This is a genomic window from Amycolatopsis sp. NBC_01480 (assembly GCF_036227205.1).
GTDB lineage: Bacteria > Actinomycetota > Actinomycetes > Mycobacteriales > Pseudonocardiaceae > Amycolatopsis.
The window spans coordinates 565,409-588,095 of the sequence record NZ_CP109442.1 but is presented as its reverse complement, the minus strand read 5'-3'; the positions used below and the strand labels follow the sequence as shown (position 1 = coordinate 588,095).

At 68.2% G+C, this 22,687-nt stretch carries 15 protein-coding genes and 3 rRNA genes; 9 read left to right on the top strand and 9 right to left on the bottom strand.

Features of this window, described 5'->3' with window-relative positions; genetic code table 11:
- The first annotated feature begins 2 nt into the window (after positions 1 to 2).
- Together OG371_RS02845 and OG371_RS02840 are read left to right on the top strand one after the other, a co-directional pair.
- Positions 3 to 995: an alpha/beta hydrolase gene (locus OG371_RS02845; protein WP_329065222.1), complete on the top strand. Its 993-nt coding sequence runs from the start codon at positions 3 to 5 to the stop codon at positions 993 to 995.
- 73 nt (positions 996 to 1,068) lie between these two features.
- A complete protein-coding gene (locus OG371_RS02840) occupies positions 1,069 to 2,673 on the top strand; it encodes a helix-turn-helix domain-containing protein (RefSeq protein WP_329065220.1) in 1,605 nt (534 codons plus the stop codon).
- A 53-nt stretch (positions 2,674 to 2,726) separates the two neighbouring features.
- Here OG371_RS02840 and OG371_RS02835 read toward each other — a convergent pair whose 3' ends face one another.
- Entirely contained in the window at positions 2,727 to 5,324 is a 2,598-nt protein-coding gene (locus OG371_RS02835) for a bifunctional FO biosynthesis protein CofGH (RefSeq protein ID WP_329065218.1), read from the bottom strand.
- A 143-nt stretch (positions 5,325 to 5,467) separates the two neighbouring features.
- Between OG371_RS02835 and OG371_RS02830 the strand changes: the two genes are divergently transcribed.
- Positions 5,468 to 7,087: an IS1634 family transposase gene (locus OG371_RS02830; protein ID WP_442876075.1), complete on the top strand. Its 1,620-nt coding sequence runs from the start codon at positions 5,468 to 5,470 to the stop codon at positions 7,085 to 7,087.
- A 65-nt stretch (positions 7,088 to 7,152) separates the two neighbouring features.
- Here OG371_RS02830 and OG371_RS02825 read toward each other — a convergent pair whose 3' ends face one another.
- Positions 7,153 to 7,905 (bottom strand): SDR family oxidoreductase, encoded by a 753-nt coding sequence (locus OG371_RS02825; protein ID WP_329065214.1) that lies wholly within the window; start codon positions 7,903 to 7,905, stop codon positions 7,153 to 7,155.
- Between the two features lie 8 nt (positions 7,906 to 7,913).
- Positions 7,914 to 8,747 (bottom strand): alpha/beta fold hydrolase, encoded by an 834-nt coding sequence (locus OG371_RS02820; protein WP_329065212.1) that lies wholly within the window; start codon positions 8,745 to 8,747, stop codon positions 7,914 to 7,916.
- A gap of 469 nt (positions 8,748 to 9,216) precedes the next feature.
- On the opposite strand from OG371_RS02820, the gene OG371_RS02815 reads away from it, so the two are divergent.
- The 3 genes from OG371_RS02815 to rrf all read left to right on the top strand — a co-directional run bounded on the left by OG371_RS02815 (position 9,217) and on the right by rrf (position 14,367).
- A 16S ribosomal RNA gene (locus OG371_RS02815) occupies positions 9,217 to 10,735 on the top strand.
- A 304-nt stretch (positions 10,736 to 11,039) separates the two neighbouring features.
- Positions 11,040 to 14,161, top strand: a 23S ribosomal RNA gene (locus OG371_RS02810).
- A gap of 89 nt (positions 14,162 to 14,250) precedes the next feature.
- Positions 14,251 to 14,367: ribosomal RNA gene (gene rrf, locus OG371_RS02805) — 5S ribosomal RNA — on the top strand.
- The 16S, 23S and 5S rRNA genes sit together here, the layout of an rRNA operon.
- 100 nt (positions 14,368 to 14,467) lie before the next feature.
- Here the strand turns inward: rrf and cobF are convergent.
- Positions 14,468 to 15,229 (bottom strand): precorrin-6A synthase (deacetylating), encoded by a 762-nt coding sequence (cobF, locus tag OG371_RS02800; protein ID WP_329065210.1) that lies wholly within the window; start codon positions 15,227 to 15,229, stop codon positions 14,468 to 14,470.
- 117 nt (positions 15,230 to 15,346) lie between these two features.
- Here cobF and OG371_RS02795 point away from each other — a divergent pair, with 117 nt between their 5' ends.
- Positions 15,347 to 15,553 (top strand): heavy-metal-associated domain-containing protein, encoded by a 207-nt coding sequence (locus OG371_RS02795; protein ID WP_329065208.1) that lies wholly within the window; start codon positions 15,347 to 15,349, stop codon positions 15,551 to 15,553.
- Between the two features lie 12 nt (positions 15,554 to 15,565).
- Entirely contained in the window at positions 15,566 to 17,803 is a 2,238-nt protein-coding gene (locus OG371_RS02790) for a heavy metal translocating P-type ATPase (protein WP_329065206.1), read from the top strand.
- 106 nt (positions 17,804 to 17,909) lie between these two features.
- Here the strand turns inward: OG371_RS02790 and OG371_RS02785 are convergent, their stop codons facing one another.
- From OG371_RS02785 to OG371_RS02770, 4 genes are all read right to left on the bottom strand, one after another.
- On the bottom strand, positions 17,910 to 18,191 hold the full coding sequence (locus OG371_RS02785) for a metal-sensitive transcriptional regulator (RefSeq protein WP_091629665.1): 282 nt from the start codon (positions 18,189 to 18,191) through the stop codon (positions 17,910 to 17,912).
- A 57-nt stretch (positions 18,192 to 18,248) separates the two neighbouring features.
- Positions 18,249 to 18,932: a CPBP family intramembrane glutamic endopeptidase gene (locus OG371_RS02780; protein ID WP_329065201.1), complete on the bottom strand. Its 684-nt coding sequence runs from the start codon at positions 18,930 to 18,932 to the stop codon at positions 18,249 to 18,251.
- Positions 18,933 to 18,999: 67 nt separating this feature from the next.
- Positions 19,000 to 20,478, bottom strand: coding sequence for a DivIVA domain-containing protein (locus OG371_RS02775; RefSeq protein WP_329065199.1), 1,479 nt, complete (start codon positions 20,476 to 20,478; stop codon positions 19,000 to 19,002).
- Positions 20,479 to 20,599: 121 nt separating this feature from the next.
- The gene (locus tag OG371_RS02770; RefSeq protein ID WP_329065196.1) at positions 20,600 to 21,319 is read right to left on the bottom strand and encodes an MgtC/SapB family protein; all 720 of its coding nucleotides are present in this window, start codon (positions 21,317 to 21,319) and stop codon (positions 20,600 to 20,602) included.
- A 96-nt stretch (positions 21,320 to 21,415) separates the two neighbouring features.
- On the opposite strand from OG371_RS02770, the gene OG371_RS02765 reads away from it, so the two are divergent.
- Positions 21,416 to 22,036 (top strand): L-threonylcarbamoyladenylate synthase, encoded by a 621-nt coding sequence (locus OG371_RS02765; RefSeq protein ID WP_329065194.1) that lies wholly within the window; start codon positions 21,416 to 21,418, stop codon positions 22,034 to 22,036.
- Here OG371_RS02765 and OG371_RS02760 read toward each other — a convergent pair whose 3' ends face one another.
- Positions 22,037 to 22,597, bottom strand: coding sequence for a TetR/AcrR family transcriptional regulator (locus tag OG371_RS02760; RefSeq protein ID WP_329065192.1), 561 nt, complete (start codon positions 22,595 to 22,597; stop codon positions 22,037 to 22,039). It lies immediately after the preceding gene.
- Between the last annotated feature and the right edge of the window lie 90 nt (positions 22,598 to 22,687).

Here is a 22,687-nt window from a genome sequence, read left to right as displayed (position 1 = left end):
AGATGACCGCGACCGACCCGTCGACCCGCCCGCAGACCGGCCCGCCGGTGCCGTACGACCCCGAGCTGGCGGCGGCGCTGGCCGTGATCCGGGCCGAGATGCCGCGGATCGAGTCGGTCGAGTCGCTGCCCGTGGTGCGCGCGGCCGTCGCCTCCCGGCAGCTGCCGCTCGAGGACCTGACCGAGGACGGCACGCTCGAGCTGTGGGAGGTCGAGGCCGACGGCCCGAACGGCCCGATCCCGGCGATCGTCGGCCGTCCGGCGGGCGTCACCACCGCGGTGCCGGTGCTCTACTGGCTGCACGGCGGTGGCATGGTGCTGGGCGGGAACCGCGGCCGGGATCTGTTGTTCCTCAAGCAGTACGCGGTGGAACTCGGCCTCGCGTTCGTCGCGATCGACTACCGCGTGGCGCCCGAGCACCCGCACCCCGCGCCGGTGGAGGACTGCTACGCCGGTCTGGAGTGGACGGTCGAGCACGCGGCGGAGTTCGGCATCGACCCGGAGCGCGTGCTCGTCGGCGGCGCGAGCGCGGGCGGCGGGCTGGCGGCCGCGGTGGCGTTGCTGGCGCGGGACCGGCGCGGCCCGGCGCTGCTCGGCCAGCTGCTGCTGTACCCGATGCTGGACGACCGGAACGACACCCCGTCGGCGTACCAGATGGCCGGCTCCGGCAGCTGGGACCGGACCGCCAACAACGTCGGCTGGACCGCGCTGCTGGGCGACGCCCGCGGCGGCCCCGACGTCTCGCCGTACGCCGCCCCGGCCCGCGCGACGGACCTTTCCGGCCTGCCGCCCGCGTTCCTGGACGTCGGCAACGCCGAGACCTTCCGCGACGAGGTGATCACCTACGCGACGCGGCTTTCGCTGGCCGGGATCCAGACCGAGCTGCACATGTGGCCCGGCGCGTTCCACGGCTTCGACGGGACGGCGCCGCAGGCCGCGCTTTCCCAGCAGGCCAGCGAAGCCCGCGTGCCGTGGCTGCGGCGGGTGCTGGGCTGAGTCCTCGTGAGTGGCGGTGCCGGTTAGAACCGTCGTAGCCACTCACGAGCCGTTTCGGCGGCATGATGGGGCGATGAGGGACCTCGTCAGCCACCTCGCCGCGCTGGACCCGGACGCGGCGGCCACGGTCAAGGTGATCGCGTACTTCGACCAGCTGGTCGAGGCGGGCGCGGGGCTGGAGCCGATCGTGCGCGGGGCCGCCGTGCTGGCCGGTTGCCCGGCCCGCCTGGCGGACGCCGAGCACCACGTCCGGCTGCGCGTCGAGCCGGACGGCCGGGCCGTGCCCGCCGAAACGGACCCCGACCCGGCCTGGCCGAGCACCCCGGTCCGCGCCGACGGCCCACCCGCGCTGTGGCTGGAACGCCCCGGCCCCGGCGGCGTCGTCGACGCGATGGTGCTGGAACGCGCGGCCGCCGCGGCCCGCGGAGTCCTGGACCGCACCCGCGGCCGCCCCGCGTACCCGGACCCGGCCACTGTGGAAGCCGTCCTGGACCCGACGGTCGACGAGAAGACCCGCCTCCGCCTCGCCCGCCGCCTCGGCCTGGGCGCCACCGCCCGCGCCGTGGCCCGGCCCGGTGGCCGCGCGGAGCTCGCCCCACCGGGGGACTGGCCTGTGAGCCTTGGTGTTGCTGGGGCGCCGCAGTCCAGCACGGCCCGCGTGACTGGTGCTGGCGGGCCGCCGCAGCCCAGCATGGCCCGTTCGGCTGGTGCTGCCAGGTCGACGTCTTCGGGCGCCCGCGCTGCTGCGGGTTCGGCTACTCGCGCCGCTGGACCGCCGCAGTCCAGTGGAGTCCTCTCGGCTGCTGCCGGGTCGACCTCCTCGGGCGCCCGTGCTGGCGGTGCTGAGGCTCCGGGTTCGGTTGCCCCAGCTGTGGAGTCGAACTCCCCGGGTTCGGCCGCCCGCGATGCCGGGCCGTCGCAGTCCAGCGTGGCCAGCTCCGTTGATGCTGCCGGGCCGACATCCTTGGCCGCTGGCGCTGCAGGCGCTGCCTCCCCGGCTTCGGCCGCCCGCGATGCTTCCCCGGGTTCGGCTGCCCGCACTGCCGCGTCGTCGCAGCACTCCGCTGTTGCCGGGCCAACGACCTCGGTCGATCGTGCTCCGCAGCCGACCTCCTCGGGCTCGCCCGCCAGTGCCGGGCCGTCGCACCCCGCCGTCGCCCAGCGCGGCAGCCAGGCCGAGTCAGCCCCGCCAGCCGACCGGGCCGCAAACCCCGGCGTACCAAACACAACCGCCCCGTCCGACCTCCCGCAAGCCGGTCTCGGCCCAGTCGTCCCCATCCGGGACCTGCCCGCCTCCTGGGCCGCCGCCCGCATCGCGTTGCGTTTCACCGCCGCAGGCACCGAAGTCGATCCAGGCCCCCACGTAGTGGACTTCGCCGATCTGGGCGGCCTAGCCGTCCTCGCCGATGCCGTAGGCCCGTCGACCCCGCCGGTCGCCGACGTCGAGGCCGTCGAAAAAGCGCGCGCCGCCGCCCCTTGGGTGCTGGAGACGCTAGTCGCGGTGGCTCGTGCCGCCAGTCTGCGCGCGGCGGCCGCGGCGCTGACCCTGCACCACTCCACCCTGCAAGAACGCCTCACCCACGCCGAACACCTGCTCGGCTGGTCCGTCCGCACCCCGCACGGTCGCCTGCGGCTCCAGCTCGCCCTCGCGCTCCGGCGCCTGCACCGAAACCCGTAAAAAAGGGGGCTTTCCCCGCCGCAGCAAGGAAAGCCCCCTTCAAAGCAAACCCCTTACGGAGTCAGCAACGGCAGCAGCGGCTTACGCACCGCCGTAGCCACCCCGTCGGAGGCGTCCGCCGCGGCGATCCGCTCCGCCGAAGGCGTGCCGTACCCCGTGGTCCGCTGACGCAGCGGGCGGCCCAGCGGCTCGACCATCGCGCGCATGTCGCTGATGGTCTTGTACGAGCCGTTCGCGGCGCCGGCCATGCGGCTGATCGTCTCCTCCATCAGCGTGCCGCCGATGTCGTTGACCCCGCCCTGCAGCACCGCGCGGCTGCCCTCTTCGCCCAGCTTCACCCAGGAGCTCTGGATGTTGTCGAACGTGCCGTGCAGCAGCAGCCGGGCCAGCGCGTGCACCGCCCGGTTCTCGCGCAGCGTGGTGCCCGCGCGGGCCAAGCCGGCCAGGTAGATCGGCGCGCTCTGGTGGATGAACGGCAGCAGCACGAACTCGGTGAACCCGCGCCGCCCGTTCTTCTCCATGCCCTCGCGCTGCAGCCGCGCCAGCAGCTTGAGGTGCGCGACCCAGTGGCTGGGGTTGTCCACGTGCCCGTACATCATCGTGGACGTGGTGGGCAGGCCGATCTCGTGCGCGGTGGTGACCACCTCGATCCACGCGGATGTCGGCAGCTTGCCCTTGGTGAGCACCCACCGCACGTCGTCGTCGAGGATCTCCGCCGCGGTGCCCGGCAGGGAGTCCACTCCGGACTCCTTCGCGCGGATCAGCCAGTCCCGGATGGACAGGTTGGTCCGCGAGGCGCCGTTGACGACCTCCATCGGGCTGTACGAGTGCAGGTGGATGTCCGGCTGCCGCCGCTTCACCTCGGCCGCCAGGTCGAAGTACGCGGTGCCCGGCAGGTCCGGGTGGATGCCGCCCTGCATGCAGATCTCGGTGGCGCCCGCGGCCCACGCCTCGTCGACGCGGTCGCCGACCTGGTCCAGCGAAAGCGTGTACGCGTCGGCGTCCGTGCGTCGCTGGGCGAAGGCGCAGAAGCGGCAACCCGTGTAGCAGACGTTGGTGAAGTTGATGTTCCGCGTGACGACAAACGTGATGTCGTCGCCCACCACCTCGCGGCGGAGGTCGTCGGCCAGCTTGGTCAGCGCGTCCAGCTCGGGGCCGTCGGCGTGCAGCAAGGCCAGCGCGGCGTCGTCAGACAGCCCGGCGGGGTCCTTTTCCGCGCTGCGCAAGGCTTCCAGCACGTCGGTGTCGAACTTCTGCGGGCCCGGCTTGATCTTGCCCGCGAGCTCGTTCCAGTCGCCGTAGACGGAGTCGAAATCGCCGCGACGGTCGTCGGTGCGGCCGGTGGTGTCGATCTCGGTGTGCAGGTCGGTGCGGCCGGACTGCTGCCAGCCGCCGTCCGGCTCCTGCCACGGGATGCCGACCGGCATCGCGCCCTCGCGCGCCAGCCCCGTCGCCGGGTCGACGAGCGCGGCCACGTGCCGGGTGATGCGCGGGTCGAGCCACGGCTCGCCGATGTTCACGTACTCGGGGTAGATCGTCAGCCGCTCGCGAAGCTGGTAGCCGGCCTTCTCGGTCTGGCGCGCGAGCTGGTCGATCTGCGGCCAGGCGCGCTCGGGGTTCACGTGGTCCGGGGTCAGCGGCGAAACGCCGCCCCAGTCGTCGATCCCGGCGCGGATCATCAGGTCGTACTGGTTGCCGATCAGGTTCGGCGGGGCCTGGATGCGCATCTTCGGCCCGAGCACGAGCCGCGCGACGGCGATGTTGGCCGCCAGCTCCTCCAGGTCGGCGTCCGGGGTCGCGCGCATCTTCGTGTCCGGCTTCGCGCGGAAGTTCTGCACGATGACTTCCTGGATGCCGCCGTACTCCCGCGCGGTCTTGCGGATGGCGAACAGGGCCTCGGCTCGTTCTTCGTGCGTCTCGCCGATGCCGATCAGCACCCCGGTGGTGAACGGCACCGAGCTGCGCCCGGCGTCCTCCAGCACCCGCAGCCGGACGGCGGGCTCCTTGTCCGGCGAGCCGTAGTGCGGGCCGCCCTTCTCGCTCCACAGCCGGGTCGCGGTGGTCTCCAGCATCATGCCCATCGACGGCGCGACGGGCTTGAGCCGCTGGAAGTCCTGCCAGCTCAGCACTCCCGGGTTCAGGTGCGGCAGCAGGCCGGTCTCCTCCAGCACGCGGATGGCCATCGCGCGGACGTACGAGAGCGTGTCGTCGTAGCCGTGCGCGTCGAGCCAGTCGCGGGCCGCGCTCCAGCGGTCCTCCGGCCGGTCGCCGAGCGTGAACAGCGCTTCCTTGCAGCCCATCTCCGCGCCCTTGCGGGCGATGTCGAGGACCTCGTCGGGCGAGAGGAACGGCGACTCCAGCCGCCCCGGCACGGTCACGAAAGTGCAGTAGCCGCAACGGTCGCGGCAAAGCCGGGTCAACGGGATGAAGACCTTGCGGCTGTAGGTGATGATGCCCGCGCGACCGGCTTCTTCGAGGCCGGCGTCACGGATTCGGGAGGCATGGTCGGACAGCGTCGCCAGGTCTTCGCCGCGCGCGTGCAGCAGCACGGTGGACTCGGCGACGTCGAGCGTCTTCCCGTCCCGGGCCCGGGCGAGCGCGCGTCGCATCGCCGACGGGGTGGGGGCGGTCAGGTCAGGGTCGGGTGCCATTCCCGCCACGCTAGGTCCGCGTCCGGTCGCCGACCAGTGCCCCGCTCGTCACTGCCTCACCCATTCGGGACCGAAGATCGTCCGCCCAGGTCAGCGGCCCGGGAAGGTTGTCGATCACCGGTTGCGCGTGTATTACCTAAAGTGTGGCATCGGTGATCGGGAAGCGGATCGGCGGCCGGACCTACTACTACCTGGCCGAGTCCGCGCGGGTGGACGGCGAGCCCCGGGTGGTGGGCCAGCGCTACCTCGGCACGGCCGAGGAGATCGCCGGGGCGCTGGCCGGCGGCGGATCGGCCCCCGGCGGCGCGCGGCACCGGACGTTCGGCGACATCGCCGCGGTCTGGGGCACGCTGCGGCGGCTCGACCTCGTCCGGCGGGTCGACGCCGTGGTCGGCCCCCAGCGCGCGAAGACCACGCTCGGCCTCCACCTCGCGCTCGCCGTCCTGCACCGTGCGACCGCGCCGGGCACCGCGCTCGGCGAGTGGTGGGCGGGCTCCGTTGCGCAGGACTTGGTTCGCCCGCGCCCGCCGAAAGCCGCGGTGACCACGGAGGCTCATTGGCGCGCGTTGCAACGCCTCACCCCGGAGCGGATCACGGCCATCGAGACCGCCATCGCGGAAGCGGTGCTCGACCTGCTGGGCGACGACGGCACGTCGGCGCTCGCGGTCGACGTGCCGCAGTTCGCCGCCTTCACCGCCGCCGACTGCACGCTGCCTTCGGCGTGCCAGGACGTCCTGGCCGGGCTGGGCCTGGTGGTGACGCGAGACGGCGCGATCCCGCTCTCGTCGCGGGTCTACCGGCGCGAGGGCGGCGCGGCCCCGACGTTCGGCGCGCTGGCCGGGGAACTGGGCGAGCGTTATCCCGCCACCGGCCTCACGCTCGTCTTCCACTCGGGCCAGGCCGCGCAGCTGGACCTCGGCGCGCGCAGTGGGTTTGTCGGATCACTGCCGCTGGCCGACCATCCGGAACTGCTGACCCAGCCGGCGTCGCTGCGCCGGCGCGTGGACCCGGAGCGTTTCGCCGGCCTCACGGCGATCGACACCCGGGCCGTCGTCGACGGCGTGCGAAGGCGGGTGATCCTCACCCACTCGGCCACGCTGCACGCCGCGCAGTCACGGGCGTTCGCCGACGAGCTGAGCACCGCCGTCCGCGAGCTGGACGGCCTCGCCGCAGCGTTGGCCGCGGGCACCCACCGCGGCGACCGGGCGCAAGTGCGCTCCGAGATCGCCCGAGTCACCCGCGGCCGCCGCGCCGAACGCGTGCTGACCACCACGCTGAGCGGCACGCACCCGGGTGAGCTGCGGCTGACCTGGCAGGTGGACCAGGCCGCCGTCACCCGGCTCGTCGACGAGTTCTTCGGCAAGCAGATCCTGGTCACCGACCACGACTGGCCGGTGGCCGAACTGGTCACGGCCTACCGCGCGCGCACCCACCTGGAGTCCACGTTCCGCTGGCTGACCGGCCCGGCCGCCGTCGGCCCGAAGCCGCGCTGGGAGTGGACGCGCCACCGCATCGCCGTGCACACGCTCGTCTCGGTGCTCGCCGCCACCGTCACCCACGTGATGCGGCGCGAGGCGGACAACGCGGGCATGAACCTGTCCGTCGGCGAGCTGCTGGACCAGCTGTGCGGCATCGGCGAAACGGTGCTGCGCTACCCGTCCACCGGCGGCCGCCCGCGCGCCCGCCGCATCCTCACCGACCGCGACCCGGCGCAGCAGGCGCTCTACGAGCTGTTCGGCCTCGCCGAGTTCGCGCCGTCCTGATCCACCGCCAAGGACTCCTTACCCGCGTCCAGCGCCGGTAAGGAGTCCTTGACGGCGTTCCCGGCTCAGCTCTCGCGGTAGATCTGCAGGGCGGCGGAGCTCTGCACCACCGGCATGATCTCGATGACGTTCACGTTCACGTGCGGCGGCTGCGCGGAGGCCCAGTACACCGACTCGGCGACGTCCTCGGCGGTCAGCGGCGTGGTGCCGGCGTAGACGTTGCCGGCCTTGGCCTCGTCGCCGCCGAAGCGCACCTTCGAGAAGTCCGTGCCGCCGACCATGCCCGGCTCGATGTTGGTCACGCGCACGCCCGTGCCGTGCAGGTCGCTGCGCAGGTTCAGGCTGAACTGGTGCACAAACGCCTTGGTCGCGCCGTAGACGTTGCCGCCGGGGTACGGGTAGGTGCCCGCGATCGAGCCGATGTTGATCACGTGGCCGCGGCCGCGCTCGACCATGCCGGGCAGCAGCGCGCGCGTGACGTGCACCAGGCCGGTCACGTTGGTCGCGATCATCTGGTCCCAGTCGGCCAGCTGCGCCTGATGGGCGGGCTCGAGGCCCTTCGCCAGGCCGGCGTTGTTCACCAGCACGTCCACCTGCCCCCACCCTTCGGGCAGCGCGGCGATCACGGACGTGACGGCGTCGGCGTCCTGCACGTCGAGCACGACGGGCAGCACGGCCTCGCCGAGCTCCGAGGCCAGCGCCGCCAGCTTGTCCTCGCTGCGGGCCGCGGCGACGACCCGCGCGCCCTCGGCGACGAACCGGCGCGTGATCGCGGCGCCGAAGCCGGCACTCGCGCCGGTCACGAATACGGTCTTCATGGGGTGGGTCACCGTTCTTCCCCTGAGGCCGGCCGGAGCCGGGGAGTGTCCAGGAACCGGCCGAACACGTCGTTGAACTCGGCCGCGCGCTCCAGGTTAGGCAAGTGGCCCGCGCCCCGGATCACCGCCAGCGCGGAACCGGTGACGAGCCGGTGCATCAGCTCGCCGTCGGAGACCGGGGTGAACTCGTCCTCACTGCCGACGACCACCAGCGTGGGGACGCCGACCCGGCCGAGCACCTCGCGGTAGTCCGGCCGTTCGGCGCGGGCCCGCAACGCCGCCGCGGCTCCTTCGGCGGGAGCGTCACGCATCATCGTGAGAACGTGCTTCGCGACGTCGGGGCTGTCTCGCAGGGTCTCGGCCGACACCATCTTCGGGAGCAGCTCGTCCGCGTAGCGAGCCATGCCCTCGACGAGCACGCGGTCAGCTGCGGCGTTGCGCGCCACCTTCCCCTCCGCTGTCTCTTCTGTAGGGAAGGTGTCGGCGAGAAGCAGCGCGCTGACGCGCCCGGGGTGGTCCCGGACGGTCTGCATGACGATCTGCCCGCCCATGGACAGGCCGCCGAGCCCGAACTCCGCCAGGCCCAGGTGATCGGCGAGGGCGATGAGGTCCCGGGTGAAGCCGGCCAGGGTTTCGACGGCGGGCCCGGTGCTCTCGCCGTATCCGCGGAGATCCGGGACGACCACACGATGGCCGCGCCGCGCGAAGTGCTCCGCCTGGGGACGCCACATCGAGCGGTCGAACGGGTGGCCGTGGACGAGCAGCAGGGGAAGGCCGGTGTTCTCGGGCCGGTGGTCGTCGTACGCGAGGCAGGTGCCGTCGCCGAGCTGGAGCTGTGCCATGCCGCCGACGCTAATCAGAGCTATCCATCGGTGCAATGGAACGCAATGTAGTCGGAGCAATGTTCTTGAGGGCGGTTTGCGAGTAGGTTCGGGGGTGCGAGCGGCCGATCCTGGCTTCGCTTGGCTGGTTCGCGTGGTTTGACCTGCGAAGATCCAGTTAAGGGACCCCCCTGTTCCGGAGGGTTTTTCGGCATGTAAAGTTCTCCAAGTCGCCAGGGAAACCGGGTGGCCGCCGGGGCACGAACCAAGCTCTCACCGGAAGGTGATGGAGTGGGTGTCCCACCAAAAACTGCTAGGAATGACTGCTTCGGTTGAGGCTGGCCCTGAGGGGTTCTGGTTTCTTCTGGGGTGTGTTGCTTGAGAACTCAACAGTGTGCTAGTGAACTAAGCCAGTAGAGCTTATATGAAACCCCCTCGTCGGGGTTTCCTTTGAGAATGATTGAGAGAATGGTCTCGATCGAACTGTTCATTGTTGGAGAGTTTGATCCTGGCTCAGGACGAACGCTGGCGGCGTGCTTAACACATGCAAGTCGAACGCTGAAACCGCTTCGGTGGTGGATGAGTGGCGAACGGGTGAGTAACACGTGGGTAATCTGCCCTGTACTCTGGGATAAGCCTTGGAAACGGGGTCTAATACCGGATATCACATCTCCTCGCATGGGGGGTTGTTGAAAGTTCTGGCGGTACAGGATGAACCCGCGGCCTATCAGCTTGTTGGTGGGGTAATGGCCTACCAAGGCGACGACGGGTAGCCGGCCTGAGAGGGTGACCGGCCACACTGGGACTGAGACACGGCCCAGACTCCTACGGGAGGCAGCAGTGGGGAATATTGCACAATGGGCGAAAGCCTGATGCAGCGACGCCGCGTGAGGGATGACGGCCTTCGGGTTGTAAACCTCTTTCGCCAGGGACGAAGCGCAAGTGACGGTACCTGGATAAGAAGCACCGGCTAACTACGTGCCAGCAGCCGCGGTAATACGTAGGGTGCAAGCGTTGTCCGGAATTATTGGGCGTAAAGAGCTCGTAGGCGGTTTGTCGCGTCGGCTGTGAAATCTGGAGGCTTAACCTTCAGCGTGCAGTCGATACGGGCAGACTTGAGTTCGGTAGGGGAGACTGGAATTCCTGGTGTAGCGGTGAAATGCGCAGATATCAGGAGGAACACCGGTGGCGAAGGCGGGTCTCTGGGCCGATACTGACGCTGAGGAGCGAAAGCGTGGGGAGCGAACAGGATTAGATACCCTGGTAGTCCACGCTGTAAACGTTGGGCGCTAGGTGTGGGCGACATCCACGTTGTCCGTGCCGTAGCTAACGCATTAAGCGCCCCGCCTGGGGAGTACGGCCGCAAGGCTAAAACTCAAAGGAATTGACGGGGGCCCGCACAAGCGGCGGAGCATGTGGATTAATTCGATGCAACGCGAAGAACCTTACCTGGGCTTGACATGCGCCAGACATCCTCAGAGATGGGGCTTCCCTTGTGGTTGGTGTACAGGTGGTGCATGGCTGTCGTCAGCTCGTGTCGTGAGATGTTGGGTTAAGTCCCGCAACGAGCGCAACCCTTATCCTACGTTGCCAGCGCGTTATGGCGGGGACTCGTGGGAGACTGCCGGGGTCAACTCGGAGGAAGGTGGGGATGACGTCAAGTCATCATGCCCCTTATGTCCAGGGCTTCACACATGCTACAATGGCTGGTACAGAGGGCTGCGATACCGCGAGGTGGAGCGAATCCCTTAAAGCCGGTCTCAGTTCGGATCGCAGTCTGCAACTCGACTGCGTGAAGTCGGAGTCGCTAGTAATCGCAGATCAGCAACGCTGCGGTGAATACGTTCCCGGGCCTTGTACACACCGCCCGTCACGTCATGAAAGTCGGTAACACCCGAAGCCCATGGCCCAACCCGTAAGGGAGGGAGTGGTCGAAGGTGGGACTGGCGATTGGGACGAAGTCGTAACAAGGTAGCCGTACCGGAAGGTGCGGCTGGATCACCTCCTTTCTAAGGAGCACAACACATCCACATTCCCGGGATACCCGGAACCGAGTGTGGAGTGGGCACGGTTTAACACCCGCCTGTGGTGTTGCCGAGCTTGCTCAAGGAATTGTGGAACTACTGGTTATCGCCGGCGATGGTGAGTGAGGTTCAAGCAAGTACTGCAGCATCTTCGGGTGTCGCGTGGAACGTTTGTTTCGTTAGCTCGGGTTGTCGGGTGTTCATTGGCACGCTGTTGGGTCCTGAGGCAACACACTGTTGTTTCTGGTGTGGTGTTTGAGAACTGTAGAGTGGATGCGAGCATCTTTGTGGTCAAGTTGTTAAGGGCACATGGTGGATGTCTTGGCTTCAGGAGCCGATGAAGGACGTAGGAGGCTGCGATAAGCCTCGGGGAGCTGTCAACCGAGCTGTGATCCGAGGATTTCCGAATGGGGAAACCCAGCACCAGTGATGTGGTGTTACCTGCCGGTGAATATATAGCCGGTGTGGAGGGAACGCGGGGAAGTGAAACATCTCAGTACCCGTAGGAAGAGAAAACAACCGTGATTCCGTGAGTAGTGGCGAGCGAAAGCGGAAGAGGCTAAACCGATTGCATGTGATACCTGTCAGGGGTTGTGTAGTCGGTGTTGTGGGACCCGCCTTGAGAATGCTGACACGTTCTCGGATGGGTGTGCTGGTTAGTGGAACGCCTTGGGATGGGCGACCGGAGTGGGTGAGAGTCCCGTACGCGAAAACCAGTTTCATCGATTTTGGTGGTGTTCCCGAGTAGCAGCGAGCTCGTGGAATTTGCTGTGAATCTGCCGGGACCACCCGGTAAGCCTAAATACTTCCTGAAGACCGATAGCGGACTAGTACCGTGAGGGAAAGATGAAAAGTACCCCGGGAGGGGAGTGAAAGAGTACCTGAAACCGTGTGCCTACAAGCCGTCAGAGCCGTAATAAGGTGATGGCGTGCCTTTTGAAGAATGAGCCTGCGAGTTAGTGCTGCGTGGCGAGGTTAACCCGTGTGGGGTAGCCGTAGCGAAAGCGAGTCTGAATAGGGCGTGTGAGTCGCGTGGTCTAGACCCGAAGCGGAGTGATCTACCCATGGCCAGGGTGAAGCGACGGTAAGACGTCGTGGAGGCCCGAACCCACTTAGGTTGAAAACTGAGGGGATGAGCTGTGGGTAGGGGTGAAAGGCCAATCAAACTCCGTGATAGCTGGTTCTCCCCGAAATGCATTTAGGTGCAGCGTCACATGTTTCACCGCGGGGGTAGAGCTACTGGATGGTCTAGGGGCCTTACCGGGTTACCGAAATCAACCAAACTCCGAATACCGTGGTGTGAGAGTGTGGCAGTGAGACGGCGGGGGATAAGCTTCGTCGTCGAGAGGGAAACAGCCCAGAACACCAGCTAAGGCCCCTAAGTGTGTGCTCAGTGGGAAAGGATGTGGGATTGCCCAGACAACCAGGAGGTTGGCTTAGAAGCAGCCACCCTTGAAAGAGTGCGTAATAGCTCACTGGTCAAGTGGTCCTGCGCCGACAATGTAGCGGGGCTTAAGCACACCGCCGAAGCTGTGTCATTGACACAATAGATCCGCTTGGACTCTTGAAGTCCTTGTGTAGTCGTGTTGATGGGTAGGGGAGCGTCCTGCATCCAGGGAAGCGGCCGTGTGAACGAGTCGTGGAGGGTGTGGGAGTGAGAATGCAGGCATGAGTAGCGAATGCAGAGTGAGAAACTCTGCCGCCGGATGACCAAGGGTTCCTGGGCCAGGCTAATCCGCCCAGGGTAAGTCGGGACCTAAGGCGAGGCCGACAGGCGTAGTCGATGGACAACGGGTTGATATTCCCGTACCCGAGCATGTGCGCCCATGACGAGGCGTTTGATACTAACCACCCAAAGCCGCTCAGCGAAGCCTTCGGGCTTAGGTGGGTGTGTGGAGCGTGGGACCTGATTTCGTAGTAGTCAAGCGATGGGGTGACGCAGGAAGGTAGCTCCGCCAGGCGATGGTTGTCCTGGTGTAAGCGTGTAGGCCGGAACATAGGCAAATCCGTGTTCCATGAGGCTGAGACGTGATGCGTAGCCGTTTGAGGCGAAGTAGAGTGATCCTATGCTGCCGAGAAAAGCCTCTAGTGAGTGCATGCACGGCCCGTACCCCAAACCAACACAGGTGGTCAGGTAGAGAATACTAAGGCGATCGGGTGAACTGTGGTTAAGGAACTCGGCAAAATGCCCCCGTAACTTCGGGAGAAGGGGGGCCAAACATCCTGAAGCTTTTTACAGGCTAGGGGTGGGTGGCCGCAGAGACCAGCGGAAAGCGACTGTTTACTAAAAACACAGGTCCATGCGAAGTCGCAAGACGATGTATATGGACTGACGCCTGCCCGGTGCTGGAACGTTAAGAGGACCGGTTAATCCCTTCGGGGGTGAAGCTGAGAATTTAAGCGCCAGTAAACGGCGGTGGTAACTATAACCATCCTAAGGTAGCGAAATTCCTTGTCGGGTAAGTTCCGACCTGCACGAATGGCGTAACGACTTTCCGGCTGTCTCAACCACAGGCCCGGCGAAATTGCACTACGAGTAAAGATGCTCGTTACGCGCGGCAGGACGGAAAGACCCCGGGACCTTTACTATAGTTTGGTATTGGTTTTCGGTTCGGCTTGTGTAGGATAGGTGGGAGACTGTGAAGCGGTGACGCTAGTTACTGTGGAGTCGTTGTTGAAATACCACTCTGGTCGAATTGGGAATCTCAACCTCGGACCATGATCTGGTTCAGGGACAGTGCCTGATGGGTAGTTTAACTGGGGCGGTTGCCTCCTAAAGAGTAACGGAGGCGCCCAAAGGTTCCCTCAGCCTGGTTGGCAATCAGGTGTTGAGTGCAAGTGCACAAGGGAGCTTGACTGTGAGACAGACATGTCGAGCAGGGACGAAAGTCGGGACTAGTGATCCGGCACCACCTGGTGGAAGGGGTGTCGCTCAACGGATAAAAGGTACCCCGGGGATAACAGGCTGATCTTGCCCAAGAGTCCATATCGACGGCATGGTTTGGCACCTCGATGTCGGCTCGTCGCATCCTGGGGCCGGAGTAGGTCCCAAGGGTTGGGCTGTTCGCCCATTAAAGCGGCACGCGAGCTGGGTTTAGAACGTCGTGAGACAGTTCGGTCCCTATCCGCCGCGCGCGTAGGATACTTGAGGAAGGCTGTCCCTAGTACGAGAGGACCGGGACGGACGAACCTCTGGTGTGCCAGTTGTCCCGCCAGGGGCATGGCTGGTTGGCCACGTTCGGAAGGGATAACCGCTGAAGGCATCTAAGCGGGAAGCCTGTTCCAAGATGAGGTATCCCACCCCATGTGGGTTAAGGCCCCCAAGAGACCATTGGGTTGATAGGCCAGAAATGGAAGCACAGTAATGTGTTGTCGAGTTGACTGGTACTAATAGGCCGAGGACTTGCCCACGAAGATGTTACGCATCCACTCTACAGCTCTGAAACACCACACCGACACCATCGAAGTTCTGGTGGTGGGTGTGTGTTGTTTCGTAGTGTTTCGGTGGTTATAGCGCCAGGGAAACGCCCGGTCCCATTCCGAACCCGGAAGCTAAGCCTGGTAGCGCCGATGGTACTGCAACCGAAGGGTTGTGGGAGAGTAGGACGCCGCCGAACTCAACATGACAGTAGGGCCCCGGTCGAGAACCTCCAACGGTTCTCCCGGGGCCCTACTGCTATATCAGCACCTTTTACAGACTGGACGCCTGCGGCGGGATCAGGCGGGCCGGCGCAGCAGGTAGGTGTCCATGATCCACCCGTGCCGTTCCCGTGCCTCCGCCCGCACCGAGCTGATCTCCGCGGCGAGCGCGGCGTCGAGGGGGCCGGAGCGCAGGATTTCGTCCGGCGTCCCCACGTACGCGCCCCAGTAGATCTCCAGGCCCGCGTCCACGAAACGGTCGAACGTCGTGTGCGCGTCGAGCAGCACGAACACGTCGTCGACGTCCTCTGGCCAGCCGGTGGCCAGGCGCCGGCCGGTGGTGAGCTGCACGGCGCGGCCGATCTGGTTCATCGTCGTGCGGTGCCGGGCGACCAGCGCGGAAATGCTGCTCACCCCCGGTACCACCTCGTAGCCGAACGACACGTTGCCGCGCGCGAGCACCGCCTCGATCAGCGCGATGGTGCTGTCGTACAGCGAGGGATCGCCCCACACCAGGAAGGCGCCGGTCTGGCCGTCGGCGAGTTCGTCGCGGATCAGGCGCTCGTAGACCTCGGCGCGCGCCTGGTGCCAGTCGGCGACCGCGGCGCGGTAGTCCTGCGGCGTGCGGTCGCGGTCGGGGTCCTTCGCGCTCACCACCCGGTAGCCCGGGCGCGCCACGAAGCGGTCCAAGATCTCCTGGCGCAGCCGGACCAGGTCGGCTTTCGCGTCGCCCTTGTCGAGCATGAAGAACACGTCGGCCCGGTTGAGCCGGTCCACCGCCTGGACGGTCAGGTGCTCCGGGTCGCCGGCGCCGATCCCGATCGCGTAGATCTTCCGCATACCCGCAGTCTGCCGCGACGGGTAACCGGCCCCACAGGCGGGCCGGGTGGTAAACCCGTACCCCGGAGGGGTATAAAGAAGGCATCGGGCGAGACCACTGCCGAAGGAGCCGGATCGATGACTGAAGCCACCTACACCGTCGAGGGTATGACCTGCGCGCACTGCGTCGGCGCGGTGCGGGAAGAGGTCGGCGAACTCACGGGGGTCCGGGAGGTCGACGTCGACCTGGAGTCCGGCCGGGTCAAGGTCACCAGCGAAGCGCCGCTCGCCGCGGACGCGGTCGCGGCGGCCGTCACCGAGGCCGGCTACCGGCTCGTCGCGTAAGAGGGAGTCAGCATGAGCACGTCGGCGGACACCGCCCCCCGGACGGTCGAACTGGTCATCGGCGGGATGACGTGCGCGTCGTGCGCGGCCCGGGTGGAGCGCAAGCTCAACAAGGTCGACGGCGTCACGGCCAGCGTCAATTACGCCACCGAGAAGGCCCACGTCGAGTTCCCGGACACGGTCTCCGTGGACGACCTGGTCGACGTCGTCGAGGCCACCGGATACACGGCGCAGAAGCCCGAGCCCGAGAAGCCCGCGGCGACGGAGGAGGACGACGAGACCCGGCCGTTGCGTGAACGGCTGATCTACTCCGCCGTCCTGACCGTCCCGGTGATCCTGCTGGCGATGATCCCCGCCTTGCAGTTCGACAACTGGCAGTGGCTCTCGCTCACGCTCGCCGCGCCGGTGGTCGTGTGGGGGGCCTGGCCGTTCCACCGCGCCGCGTGGACGAATCTGCGCCACGGCGCCGCGACGATGGACACGCTCATCTCGCTCGGCGTGGCCGCGGCGACGCTCTGGTCGCTGTACGCCCTGTTCTTCGGCATGGCCGGGATGACCGGCATGCGCCACGGCTTCGAGTTCACGGTCACCCCGGGCTCGGGCAGCAGCAACATCTACCTCGAGGTGGCCTCAGGCGTCACCACGTTCATCCTCGCCGGCCGCTACTTCGAGGCCCGCGCGAAGCGCCGTTCGGGTTCCGCGTTGCGCGCGCTGCTCGAGCTGGGCGCGAAGGACGTCACGGTGCTTCGTGACGGTAAGGAGTTCCGGGTCCCGGTTGGCGACTTGCGGGTCGGTGACCGTTTCGTGGTGCGTCCCGGGGAGAAGATCGCCACCGACGGCGTGGTCGCGGAGGGCGGCTCCGCGGTCGACCTCAGCATGATCACCGGCGAGTCCGTGCCCGTTGAGGTCGCGGTGGGCGACGGCGTGACCGGCGCGACGGTGAACGTCGGCGGCCGGCTCGTGGTGAAGGCGACCCGCGTCGGCGACGACACCCGGCTGGCGCAGATGGCCCGGCTGGTCGAGCAGGCGCAGAACGGCAAGGCGGCCGTGCAGCGGCTGGCGGACCGGGTGTCGGCGGTGTTCGTGCCGATCGTGCTGATGCTGGCCCTGATCACGCTGGTCGCGTGGCTGGCGAGCGGGGGCGACGCGAGCGAGGCGTTCACCGCGGCGGTCGCGGTGCTGATCATCGCCTGCCCGTGCGCGCTGGGCCTGGCGACGCCGACGGCGCTGCTGGTCGGCACCGGCCGCGGCGCGCAGCTGGGCATCCTGATCAAGGGGCCCGAGGTGCTCGAATCCACCCGCCGCGTCGACACCGTGGTGCTGGACAAGACGGGGACCGTCACGACCGGGCGGATGAGTCTGCTTGAAGTCCACGTCGCGAGCGGGACCACCGAGGCCGAGGTGCTGCGGTTCGCGGGCGCCGTCGAGCACTCGTCCGAACACCCCATCGCCAAGGCCATCGCCGACGGTGCGCGCGAGCGGGTCGGCGAGCTGCCCGGTGTGCAGGAGTTCCGCAACAGCGAGGGGCTGGGCGTCACCGGGATCGTCGAGGGCCGGGCGGTGATCGCGGGACGCGCCGCGTTCCTCGCCGACTGGAGCGTGGCGATCGACGAGACCCTGGCCGAAGCCAAGGCCGCCGCGGAAGCCCGTGGTGCGACGGCGGTGTTCGTGGCCTGGGACGGCGCGGCCCGCGCGGTGCTGGTGGTCGCCGACACGATCAAGCCGACTTCGGCCGAAGCGGTGGCCGGGCTGCGTGCCCTGGGCTTGCGCCCGGTCCTGCTGACCGGGGACAACGCGGGCGCCGCGCGGACGATCGCGGACGCCGCCGGCATCACCGAGGTGGTGGCCGAGGTGCTGCCCGAGGAGAAGGTGGCCGTCGTCAAGCGGCTGCAGGCCGAGGGACGGGTCGTCGCCATGCTCGGCGACGGCGTGAACGACGCCGCCGCGCTGGCCCAGGCCGACCTCGGTCTTTCGATGGGCACCGGCACGGACGCGGCCATCGAGGCCGGCGACCTGACGCTCGTCCGCGGTGACCTGCGCGCGGCCGTCGACGCGATCCGGCTGTCGCGGCGGACCCTCGGCACGATCAAGGGCAACTTGTTCTGGGCGTTCGCCTACAACGTGGCCGCACTGCCGCTGGCGGCGTTCGGCCTGCTCAACCCGATGATCGCGGGGGCGGCGATGGCGTTCTCGTCGGTGTTCGTGGTGTCGAACAGCTTGCGTCTGCGCGGATTCCGTGCCGCGCGCTGACGCTCGGCCGGCTTGGCGTAGCGGATGACGCTTCCGCTGCACTCAGTGCAGCGGAAGCGTCATCCGCTGCACTGCGGCGACTACGAGACCGGGCTTCTCGGGCGGGCTAGGAGCGGACCAGGCGGGCGATGGCGTCGGAGGCCTCGCGGACCTTCAGGTCGGCCTCCTCGCCACCGGCGGCCGCGGCCTGCACGACGCAGGTCGCCAGGTGCTCGTCGAGCAGCTCCAGCGAGAACGACTGGAGGGCCTTCGTCGCGGCGGACACCTGCGTGAGGATGTCGATGCAGTACTTGTCCTCTTCGACCATCCGCTGCAGGCCGCGGATCTGCCCCTCGATGCGGCGCAGGCGCTTGAGGTAGGCATCCCGCTCGCTCCCGTAGCCCGTCATCGCGCACCGTCCCCTTCGTATTCGCCGTGTCCGCCCAACTATACCCTCCCGGCGTATTCAGGCCTGGACAATGACGGCGATGACCAGCCCGCCGACGTTGGTCGTGAAGTGCACCAGGATCGAGGCCGTGACGCCCCGGCCGAAATGGCGCCAGGCATGCAGGAAGATGCCCGCGACCCCGGCCGCGGCCATGGCCAGGACCTGCAGGGCCACCGGCGGGACGGCGCCGAGGGCGTCGTGGACGGCGGCGTTGCGGCCGATCGCCAGCGCGGGCAGGAAGTGCCACAGCCCGAAGAACGCGGCCGCGCCGAGGATCGGCGGCCAGCGCCAGCGGTCGTCGCGCGCGCCGAGCAGCGCGGGCAGCACGCTGCGGAACGCGATCTCCTCGACCAGCACCGTGCCGAACGTGATGCGGCCGAGGGTGAGCCACAGCAGCTGCAGCAGGTCCGGGGTGCCGACGCGGCCGTCGTGGTAAACGGTCCGGAGTGACGGGACCGCCGCCGCGATGCCGAAGACGAGCAGGATCAGCACCACGCCGAGCAGGCCGGTGAGCAGGGCGCGCTTGAACGTGGACCGGCTCAGGCCCAGGTCGGCGGCGCCGAGGCCGGCCCACCGCGCGAGCGCGAGCAGGAGCACGGCGGTGACGGCGCCGCAGACGGGATAGGCCCAGCCGGGCACGACGCGGTTGGCGAGCGTGGTGCAGGCGGCCAGCAGCAGGACGGCGACGACCACGGCGGTCACGCGTTTCGCGCTCGCTGCCGTGGTCGTCGGGCCGAGAGTCTCGCCGGCCGGAGCGGGCTGCCGCAGGTCAGGCAGAGGGAGTGGCTTCGGTCAATGCCGGTTTGCGGCGCTGGATCGGGACGGTGCCGGGATCCGGATCCGCCTCGTCGACCGGGTCCAGTGCGGCGTTCGCGGTGGCCAGCAGCTCGCGGCAGCCGGCGAGGCTGGCCTTCAGGCGGTTGTGGACGGCGGCCAGCTCGGCGACGCGGTGCTCGGCCGCCGTCGTGACCCGGGCGGCGTATTCGTCGGCGTCCTTCGTGACGCGGGTGGCGTACTCGTTGCTGTCCTTCGTGACCTGGGCGGCGTGCTGCTGGGCCTTCGCGGTGACCCGGCCGGCGTGCTGCTCGGCGTCGGTGATCACGCGGCTCGCGCGGGTCTCCGCCTCGGTCGCGAGCTGGGCGCTGCGCCGTTTGGCCTCGGTCGTGACGCGGGTGGCGTACTCGCTCGCCTCGGTCTTGACCTGCGTGGCGTGACGCTCGGTCTCGGCAGTGAGCTGGGCGGCTTCGGCACGGACGCGGGTGGCGTGCTCTTCGGCCTCGGCCTTTACGTGCTCGGCCAGCGATTTCGCTTCGGTGGTGACGTGGGCGGCGTGTGTGTCGGCCTCGGTTTTTACGCGCTCGGCCAGGGACTTCGCGTCGGTCGTGACCTTGGCGGCGTGGGCCTCGGCCTCGGTGGTCAGCTGTTCGGCGCGAGACTGCGCCTCGGCGGTGAGACGGTCAGCCCGGGCCTGCGCCTTCGCCGTCACCTGCTCGGCTTGCGTCCGGGCGTCGGTGGTCAGCTGGAGCGCCAGCTGTTCCGCCTCGGCGGTCACCTTGGCGGCGTGGGCGTCGGCGGCCTTGGTGACGTCGTCGGCGTGCTTGTCGGCGTCCTCGCGGAGCCGGATGGATTCGGCGGTGGCGCTCTGGACCAGGGTTTCCGCCTCCGTCTTCGCGGCGGCGGCCTGCTCGGCCAGCACGCGCAGCGCCTCGGTGCGGCGGAAGTTCAGCGCCTGTGTGAGGTCGTCTTCCAGGCGACGGCGGCGGGCGGCCGCGGCGGAGTCGGCCTCGGCCCGTTCGGCGGCCGCGGCGCGCATGAAGTCCTTGTGTTCCTGGCGCTGCTGCTCGCGGTCGGCCTTGGTGGCGGCGACGAGCGCGCGCTCTTCCTCGGTCAGGCGGACGGCTTCGGCTTCGGCGGCGGCGCGCGAGCGTTCCTCGTTCTCCTTGGCCCGCTTCATGATCTCCGAAGCTTCTTCGCGGGTCAGCTCGATCATCCGCCGGGACCGCTCCTGCAGCGCGTCCGGTTCGATCGGGACGCGGCTGATGCGGTCGACCTTCGCGTGCAGCTCGCGGTTCTGCTCGGCCAGCAGGGCCAGCCGGCGCGCGAGCGCTTCGCGTTCGGCGGCCATCCGCTGGAACTCGTCTTGGGTCCAGGCCACGAATTCCCGGACCTGGCCACGATCGTAGCCGCGCCAGCTCGGGTCGAAGGTCGGCCGGACGGACGTCAGGTCCTCGCCACCGCCGGGGGCCATAGCCTCACCTCCCATTTGGATGGTTTCGCCCCGGCCGCTCGAATCCATTGCGACGCCGGGGTTTTCCGTGTGTCATCCATACTGCCCCAAGATCGGCCCGTTGTGGGCGGCGGGACCCTGATCAATCTTCGAGCGGGTCTTCCGCGCCCGTCGTGGTACTCCGGACGCCGGGCAATTCGGCGAGTTCCGCGGTCAGATCGGTGAGGTCGCCGCGACCTTGCAGGCGCAGTGTGACGACCGCGATCCGTTGTCCCTCTTCGGAAACCGTCTCCCGGTCGACCGCGACCTGATGCACGACCCAGCCGCGTCCGGTACAGGCGGTGAGAACGTTTCGTAAAACTCCGTGCCCGTCCGCATAGCTCAACCGCAGAATGGGAAGCGAGCGCCGATGCCGGTCGATGAACCGGGAAAGCAGCGGAAAGCCGCGAGTGATCAGCACCAGCCCGATGGTCGTCGCGACGGCCAGTACCGGGAGCCCGGCGCCGGACGCCATGCCGACGGCCGCCGCCAGCCACACCGTCGCCGCCGTCGTGAGGCCGCGCACCGCGTCGCGCCGGACGAAGATCAGCCCGCCGCCGACGAAGCCGATGCCCGAAACGATCTGCGCCGCGATCCGCGACGGGTCGAGCGCCACGTGCTCGGTGTTCAGCAGATCGGCGAACCCGTACTTCGACACGAGCATGATCACCGCGGCCCCGACGCCGACCAGCGTGTGCGTCCGCAGGCCCGCGGCCTTGTTGCCGACTTCGCGTTCCAGGCCGATCGCGGTGCTCAGCACCAGCGCGAGCAGGACCGGCGGCAGCAGCGACCACTGCGTGCCGGTCGACCAGAGTGCGTCCACGGGGAACCTCCTTCGCGCCTCACTTTGCCGCGCCGCCGCGACCGCCGCCCGCCCGCCCCCCGCGCCGCCCGGGTGGATCACCCCTAAGCTCCCCGCATGGCCCGGTACTTCGACGTGCACCCGCAGAACCCCCAGCGGCGCTCCGTGGGACAGGTGGTCGACCTGCTCCGCGAAGACGGCCTCATCGCCTACCCGACCGACTCCTGTTTCGCGCTCGGCTGCCGGCTCGGCAACCAGCAGGGCATGGAGCGCATCCGGGCGATCCGCAAGCTGGACCACCGGCACCACTTCACGCTGGTCTGCCAGGACTTCGCCCAGCTCGGGCAGTTCGTGATCGTGGACAACACCGTGTTCCGCGCGATCAAGGCGACCACCCCGGGCCCGTACACGTTCATCCTGCCGGCCACCAAGGAGGTGCCGCGGCGGCTGATGCACGAGAAGAAGAAGACCGTCGGCGTGCGCATCCCGGACCACGTCGTGGCCCAGGCGCTGGTCGCCGAGCTGGGGGAGCCGCTGCTGTCGAGCACCCTGCTGCTGCCGGACTCCGGCGAGCCGCTCACCCAGGGCTGGGAGATCAAGGAGGAGCTGGACCACGTGCTGGACGCCGTGATCGACTCCGGCGACTGCGGCGTCGAGCCGACCACGGTGATCGACTTCTCCTCGGGTGAGGCCGAGGTCGTGCGGTACGGCGCGGGGGACGCGTCGCGCTTCGAGTAGTCAGTCGCCCAGCAGGTAGCGCTGGAGCGCCGGGCCGACCCAGCGCACGGCGTCGTCCGTGCTCATCGTGCTGACCGGCGGGATCCGCACCACGAACCGGCACAGCGCGAGGCCGAGCAGCTGCGTCGCCACCAGCCCGGCGCGCACCGGAACCTGCGCCGGGTCCGCGCACAGCTTCGCCACCTCCGGGGCGACCTGGTCCGCGATGATCGCGCGCAGCCGGTCCGCCGCCGCTTCGTTCGTGACGCCGGCGCGCATCAGCGCGAACATCGTCTCGTCGTCCTGCCACCGGGTCAGCGCGTGGCGCAGCAGCGTCGCGCCGGCCTCCTCGCGCGGGACCGCCGCGAGGTCGGGCATCCGCAGGTCGAAGTCCGCGGCGGCGGCGAACAGCTTCTCCTTGTTGCCGTAGTAGCGCATCACCATCGACGGGTCGATGCCCGCGTCCGCGGCGATCGCGCGGATCGTCGCGCGATCGTAGCCGTCCGCCGCGAAGCGCTCACGTGCGGCTCCGAGGATCGCTGCCCGGGTTGTGTCCGAACGCCGGGGTTTCACCGAAGTCATGCCAACGACTGTAGGCCAACGGCTGTTGACAGTCGAGCGAGGCCGGTCCTACCGTTGCCAACAGGTGTTGACCAACGCTTGTTGACCTAG

What these genes read in the sequence shown, in the direction of transcription:
- OG371_RS02845 (WP_329065222.1), top strand. Translation starts at nt 3, where the DNA reads ATGACCGCGACCGACCCGTCGACCCGCCCGCAGACCGGCCCGCCGGTG.
- OG371_RS02840 (WP_329065220.1), top strand. Translation starts at nt 1,069, where the DNA reads ATGAGGGACCTCGTCAGCCACCTCGCCGCGCTGGACCCGGACGCGGCG.
- OG371_RS02835 (WP_329065218.1), bottom strand. Translation starts at nt 5,324, where the DNA reads ATGGCACCCGACCCTGACCTGACCGCCCCCACCCCGTCGGCGATGCGA.
- OG371_RS02825 (WP_329065214.1), bottom strand. Translation starts at nt 7,905, where the DNA reads ATGAAGACCGTATTCGTGACCGGCGCGAGTGCCGGCTTCGGCGCCGCG.
- OG371_RS02820 (WP_329065212.1), bottom strand. Translation starts at nt 8,747, where the DNA reads ATGGCACAGCTCCAGCTCGGCGACGGCACCTGCCTCGCGTACGACGAC.
- cobF (WP_329065210.1), bottom strand. Translation starts at nt 15,229, where the DNA reads ATGCGGAAGATCTACGCGATCGGGATCGGCGCCGGCGACCCGGAGCAC.
- OG371_RS02795 (WP_329065208.1), top strand. Translation starts at nt 15,347, where the DNA reads ATGACTGAAGCCACCTACACCGTCGAGGGTATGACCTGCGCGCACTGC.
- OG371_RS02790 (WP_329065206.1), top strand. Translation starts at nt 15,566, where the DNA reads ATGAGCACGTCGGCGGACACCGCCCCCCGGACGGTCGAACTGGTCATC.
- OG371_RS02785 (WP_091629665.1), bottom strand. Translation starts at nt 18,191, where the DNA reads ATGACGGGCTACGGGAGCGAGCGGGATGCCTACCTCAAGCGCCTGCGC.
- OG371_RS02775 (WP_329065199.1), bottom strand. Translation starts at nt 20,478, where the DNA reads ATGGCCCCCGGCGGTGGCGAGGACCTGACGTCCGTCCGGCCGACCTTC.
- OG371_RS02765 (WP_329065194.1), top strand. Translation starts at nt 21,416, where the DNA reads ATGGCCCGGTACTTCGACGTGCACCCGCAGAACCCCCAGCGGCGCTCC.
- OG371_RS02760 (WP_329065192.1), bottom strand. Translation starts at nt 22,597, where the DNA reads ATGACTTCGGTGAAACCCCGGCGTTCGGACACAACCCGGGCAGCGATC.